Origin of the sequence: Mycobacterium sp. (genome assembly GCF_049280035.1) — a bacterium.
Lineage (GTDB): Bacteria > Actinomycetota > Actinomycetes > Mycobacteriales > Mycobacteriaceae > Mycobacterium.
In genome coordinates, this window is record NZ_JBAPPI010000265.1 from 1 (window position 1) to 5,586 (window position 5,586).

A 5,586-nucleotide genomic window follows, 5' to 3' on the forward strand; every position below is an offset into this window, starting at 1 on the left:
CCATCACGATTTCGAGCGCGGCGAAGATGTTCAACTGCACCGGCTGGAAGATCGGATGGGCTTGCGGGCCAGCCGAACTCATCCTCGGCGTGCGAGCGGCCAAACAGTATTTGAGTTATGTCGGAGGCGCGCCGTTTCAGCCGGCGGTGGCGCACGCACTGAACACCGAGGGAAACTGGGTGGTCGCGCTGCGAACTTCGTTGCAGGACAAGCGCGATCGGCTGGCACGCGGATTGGCCGAGGTCGGCTTTCGGGTGCACGACAGTTCGGGCACCTACTTCTTGTGCGCCGATCCGCGTCCGTTGGGTTACGACGACAGCACGGCGTTCTGCGCCGCGCTACCGGAACGGGTCGGCGTCGCCGCGATCCCGATGACGGCGTTCTGCGATCCCGCTGCCCCGGACTGGACGCAGTGGAATCACTTGGTGCGGTTCACCTTCTGCAAGCGGGACGACACACTCGACGAGGCGATCCGTCGACTGGCACGACTGCGAGATTGACCGGCTATCCCGGTCGATCTGAACCAACGGCGGCCATCACCCGCCGTCGCAGCCCCTCGGTCGCGGCGTAGAGAACCTTCTTGCGCGCCCTGTTGACCAGGAACTCCGGCAACGGCGCCGACGGCTCGAGGGTGATCTCGAATCGCACTCGCGTCTTCTCTTCTGTTTCGCGCTGCAGCGTGTACTCGACATGCTGGGCGTGCTGCTGCAGCGTCTTGTCGGCGTCCCACACCAGCCAGTCCGGTCCCCAGTGGTATTCGAGCACCTCGGTGTCGATGATGCCGACCACCCTGATCGTGACCTTCACGTGGTGCGGGCGGCCGTCGGGATAGTTGTCGATGACTTCGGCCCGTTTGTGTACCTGGGACCAGGACGGCACCGAGCCGACGTCGGCCAGCGCCTCCAGAATCACCTCGGGCGGCGCGTCGATGACAATCTCTCGCGATGCTTGTACGGCCACTAGTTTCAAGCTAGCAACGCAGCGCCGTTCGCGGACCAGGTTACGCAGCTATTTTGGCTGATCTGAACCGACTCCTAGCCTATTAGGTCCGCGACTTGGTTGCGCAATCCTTTGGTCGCGGCGTCCAACACGATCTCGCTGGCCCGCCTCACGATGAACGCGGGAACCGGTCCCGACGGTTCGACGGTGATGTCGAAGCGCACCCGGGTCTTATCGACGCCCACCCGTTGCAGGTTGTATTCGACGTGCTGCCCACGCTGCTGGAAGGTGTTGTCGGCATCCCAGACCACCCAGTTGGGACCCCAGTGATATTCCAGAATCTCGTTGTCGACGAGCCCGAAGATTTTGATGGTGGCCTTCACGTGATGGGGCCGACCGTCGGCGTACCAGTCGAGGACCTCGACCCGTTTGTGCACCGGTGACCACGTCGCCAACGACCCGACGTCGGCCAGCGCCTCCAGGATCACCTCCGGCGGCGCGTCGATCAGGATCTCTCGCGATGCTCGTACGGCCACTAACCACCAAGCTAGCAAGCCGGCCCGGTTAACGGGCTGATTACCAGCCGATTTCGTCCAGCGGTGTGGTTGCCGGCGGCGGCGGCCCGACGGGTCCGGCCGGGGTGCGGGAGAACCGCGGCGCGGGCGCGGCCTGGTCGACACCGTTCGCGTTGATCACCGTCGCTCGTGCGGTGAGATGCGCATCGGCGGCGGCTTCGCTCCACGTCAACACCGGAGTGACGCACGCGTCGGTGCCGGCGAATGTCTCCGCCCACTCGTCGCGGGTCTTGCGGGCGAACCGCTCGGTGAAAACCTCGAACATCCGCGGGTACGAACCGATATCGAGCTGACCCGGCACCTCGTCGGCGGACAACCCCAGTCCGGCGAGTAACTCGGCGAAGAACTGCGGCTCGATTGCGCCCACGGCCATGTACTTACCGTCGGCGGTCTCGTAGCAGCGATAGAACGGAGCGCCGCCGTCGAGCAGAAATGCTTCCCGCTCGTCACGTAGCGCGCCGGTCGACTTCATCGTCCACATCATCTGCGCGAGCACGCTGACGCCATCGACCATCGCGGCGTCCACTACCTGGCCGACTCCCGATCGCTCTCGCTCGTAGAGCGCGGCCACGATGCCCAGCAGCACGAACATGGAACCGCCACCAAAGTCGGCGACCAGGTTCAGCGGCGGCATCGGTGGCCGGTCGCGGTAGCCCAGCGCCGACAGCGCCCCGGTTTGGGATAGGTAGTTGATGTCGTGGCCGGCGGTGCTGGCGCGTGGGCCATCCTGTCCCCAACCGGTGATGCGCGCGAAGACCAGCTGCGGGTTGACCGCCGCGCAGTCGTCAGGACCGATGCCGAGCCGCTCGCAGGTGCGAGGCCGGAAGCAGTCCAGCAGTACATCGGCCTTGGCGACCAACTCCAACAGTGCCTGCGGCTGGGTCTTGACGTCCAAGTCGACAATCCGCTTTCCGCGGTGTAGCAGGTCGCGATCCTCGGCCGGCATCACCCACCCGCCGGGCCGGCGCACCCGCACCACATCGGCGCCCAAATCGGCTAGCACCATCGCCGCGTGCGGGCCCGGTCCGATGCCGCCAAGTTCGATGACTCGCACACCGGCCAGTGGCCCCGCATTGCTCACGACGGCTATTCTCCCTTCTGCACTTTCAGCACCCGCTTGCGCAGTTCCTTGGTCGCGGAATCGATCGTCCCCTTGACGGCGCGCTTGAGCACGAAGCCGGGGAGTGGAACGTTCGGGTCGACGCTGATCTCCATCTTGACCAAGGTGGCTTCTCCCTTGGCGCCGCCTTGTGGCACCAAGGTGTACTTGCCGTCCTGCGACTTCTGTTGGCCGGAGCTGACCAGCGTCCAGGTCACCTCATTGCCGCTCCAGGTGTAGGCCACCACCTGTTCGTCGGTGATGCCCGCGGTCCTGACCCTCATCTTGACTTTGCTGGGCCGGCCGTCGTCTCCGGTCTCGAGGATTTCCGCGCTCTGATGAGGTTCCGACCACTCCGGCATCGCTTCGAAGTCGGCGATGACGTCCAGGATTTCCTCCGGGCTCGCTTCGATGACGATGTCGCGGGTTTCGTGAATTGCCATGTCCGGACGATAGCGAGGCGGCGCCGAGCGGACGGCGTTTTCGACCGCAGACGCGTACCGTCATCCTGGTGAGTGTTGCTCGTGAATACGCCTACACCGTCGGAGACTATCTGCTCGACCGCCTGGTAGAACTCGGGGTTACCGAGGTCTTCGGCGTCCCCGGCGACTACAACCTCGAATTCCTCGATCACATCGTCGCCCATCCCGACATCCGGTGGGTGGGAAACGCCAACGAACTCAATGCCGGCTATGCGGCCGACGGATACGGTCGGCTACGTGGAATGTCCGCTGTGGTAACCACATTCGGCGTGGGCGAGCTTTCAGCAGCGAACGCGATCGCTGGCAGTTACGCCGAGCACGTGCCGGTGGTACACATCGTCGGAGGACCTTCAAAAGACGCACAGGGCACCCGACGGGCTCTGCATCATTCGCTGGGGGACGGCGATTTCGAGCACTTTTTACGGGTAAGCCGGGAAATCACCTGTGCCCAAGCCAATCTCATGCCAGCAACGGCGACCCGGGAAATCGACCGAGTGCTATCCGAGGTGCGGGAGCAGCGGCGGCCCGGGTATCTGCTGCTGCCCACCGACGTGGCGCGCTTCGAAACTGAGCGGCCGACCGCACCGCTGCCGCGCTACACCGGCGGTACCAGCCCACGGGCACTTGCTTTATTTACCGAAGCCGCAACCGAACTCATCGCCGACCACCAGTTGACCGTGCTGGCTGATCTTTTGGTCCATCGTTTGAATGCCGTAGAACAGCTCGAGGCGCTGCTGGCCGCCGATGTGGTGCCGCACGCCACGCTGATGTGGGGCAAGAGCCTCGTCGATGAGAGCGCGCCAACCTTCCTGGGCATCTATGCCGGGGCGGCCAGCGCCGAACCGGTGCGCCGGGCGATCGAGGAGGCGCCGGTGCTGGTGACTGCGGGAGTCGTGTTCACCGACATGGTCAGCGGCTTTTTCAGCCAGCGCATCGATCCGGTGAAGACCATCGACGTCGGAGTGCAGCAGAGCACGGTTGGCAATCACGTGTTCGCGCCGCTGGAGATGCAAGCCGCGCTGGAGGCGCTGACGTCGATTCTCGTTCGGCGCGGGATCACCTCCCCGCCGATCGCATCCACGTCTGACGATGTGTCGGTGGATTTCCCCGGTCGCCACGAGCCGCTTAGCCAAAAACTGTTGTGGGACCGGTTTTGCCACGCCCTCACGCCCGGCAATGTGGTGCTGGCAGATCAGGGCACCTCGTTCTACGGCATGGCCACTCACCGTCTTCCCCGCGGCGTAACCTTCATCGGCCAACCGCTATGGGGTTCGATCGGATACACCCTGCCGGCCACACTCGGTGCGGGGCTGGCGCATCGGGATCGCAGGCCGGTGTTGCTGATCGGCGACGGGGCCGCGCAGCTGACCGTCCAGGAGCTTGGCACCTTCTCTCGGGAAGGACTGTCGCCGGTGATCGTGGTGGTCAACAACGATGGCTACACCGTGGAACGGATGATTCACGGAAAAGACCAGCCCTACAACGACATTGTCAGCTGGAGTTGGGCCGACATTCCCAACGCGCTCGGCGTGACCAATCACCTGGCGTTTCGGGCTCAAACCTACGGTGAGCTGGACGACGCCTTTATTGCAGCAGCGGAGAACCATGACCGGATGGTGCTCATCGAGGCGATGGTGCCGCGCCTCGACGTCCCCGACCTGTTGAACGAACTGGCCCAACCCACTTCTCCGGATGGCAGCCCGCGTCGGTGAGGATTGCGCGCAGCGTGCGCCGGCAGCGGCCGCAGTCGGCGCCCGCCCCGCATGCCGCGGCGATCTGGTTGGTCGTCGTCGCCCCGTTGGCGATGGCGTCGGCCACCGCCTGGCTTGTGGTGCCATTACAAAGACAGACGAACATCCCGTGGTCCGTTCACCCGTCGATCCGCATCATGCCCACCAGCTTGCCTACGAACAACGGCGGGTAGGCACCTACTCCAGCCCCGGTCATCCACCGTGCCACCACGTCGGGACGCTCGATCCAGCGCCGCGCTGCATCCTCGTCGTCGATCTCCTGCAGAATAAGGACTTCATGTCCGTCGTCGAAAGCTTTGAAAACGCGGGTTTCGCGGATACCTGCGGCCTGAAATCTTGAGAGAGCGCCGCGGATCTCGGCGGTCAGCACGGACACATCGTCGACCGACGCAACGGCGGCTGTGACGACGCCGGGCGCCGTCGACTGCGACGGCATGCTCGAATTTAAGCGTTCCACGATCTCGCCTGCGAAGACCGCGGGAATGTCTTCGACGCCGACCGCATCAAACCAGTCGAAGAACACCCGCGACCGCAGCAGTTCCACAATCGGCTCACGGCTACGTAAACCGATCGTCACCATCACGCGCCCGTAGTCATCGGTTGACTTGTACACCAGGACGTGGTGGGCGCCGATATCGGCGAGCGCGGATTTTCGACGCTGAAGCAGCGGCCACACGCGATCCGGATCCGGTACCCGATAGTCCGACGCGATGACCATCGAATGCGCTTGCGGATCTGCG

Annotated in this window: 8 protein-coding genes; 2 read left to right on the top strand and 6 right to left on the bottom strand. The window is 64.3% G+C overall.

The features are described from left to right. Positions 1-500 (top strand): aminotransferase class I/II-fold pyridoxal phosphate-dependent enzyme (locus WAN71_RS08525; protein ID WP_422224906.1); only part of this gene is annotated, 500 nt, incomplete at its 5' end. A gap of 4 nt (positions 501-504) precedes the next feature. On the opposite strand, the gene WAN71_RS08530 is transcribed toward WAN71_RS08525, so the two are convergent. The 4 genes from WAN71_RS08530 to WAN71_RS08545 all read right to left on the bottom strand — a co-directional run bounded on the left by WAN71_RS08530 (position 505) and on the right by WAN71_RS08545 (position 3,056). Next, positions 505-960, bottom strand: a complete 456-nt coding sequence (locus WAN71_RS08530; RefSeq protein ID WP_422224907.1) for an SRPBCC family protein — start codon at positions 958-960, stop codon at positions 505-507. 74 nt (positions 961-1,034) lie between these two features. Beyond that, positions 1,035-1,475 carry an SRPBCC family protein gene (locus WAN71_RS08535; RefSeq protein WP_422224908.1) on the bottom strand — a complete coding sequence of 147 codons (441 nt, stop codon included), beginning with the start codon at positions 1,473-1,475 and terminating at the stop codon, positions 1,035-1,037. Between the two features lie 40 nt (positions 1,476-1,515). Beyond that, positions 1,516-2,595, bottom strand: a complete 1,080-nt coding sequence (locus WAN71_RS08540; protein ID WP_422224909.1) for a CaiB/BaiF CoA transferase family protein — start codon at positions 2,593-2,595, stop codon at positions 1,516-1,518. Between the two features lie 5 nt (positions 2,596-2,600). Continuing rightward, the gene (locus WAN71_RS08545) at positions 2,601-3,056 is read right to left on the bottom strand and encodes an SRPBCC family protein (RefSeq protein WP_422224910.1); all 456 of its coding nucleotides are present in this window, start codon (positions 3,054-3,056) and stop codon (positions 2,601-2,603) included. 68 nt (positions 3,057-3,124) lie between these two features. Between WAN71_RS08545 and WAN71_RS08550 the strand changes: the two genes are divergently transcribed. Then, on the top strand, positions 3,125-4,807 hold the full coding sequence (locus WAN71_RS08550) for an alpha-keto acid decarboxylase family protein (RefSeq protein WP_422224911.1): 1,683 nt from the start codon (positions 3,125-3,127) through the stop codon (positions 4,805-4,807). Here the strand turns inward: WAN71_RS08550 and WAN71_RS08555 are convergent. Together WAN71_RS08555 and WAN71_RS08560 are read right to left on the bottom strand one after the other, a co-directional pair. Then, positions 4,716-4,952: a (2Fe-2S)-binding protein gene (locus tag WAN71_RS08555; RefSeq protein WP_422224912.1), complete on the bottom strand. Its 237-nt coding sequence runs from the start codon at positions 4,950-4,952 to the stop codon at positions 4,716-4,718. The two genes, WAN71_RS08550 and WAN71_RS08555, sit on opposite strands and share 92 nt — an antisense overlap. 12 nt (positions 4,953-4,964) lie before the next feature. After that, complete coding sequence (locus tag WAN71_RS08560; RefSeq protein ID WP_422224913.1) at positions 4,965-5,564, bottom strand: fatty-acid--CoA ligase; 600 nt, start codon at positions 5,562-5,564, stop codon at positions 4,965-4,967. Between the last annotated feature and the right edge of the window lie 22 nt (positions 5,565-5,586).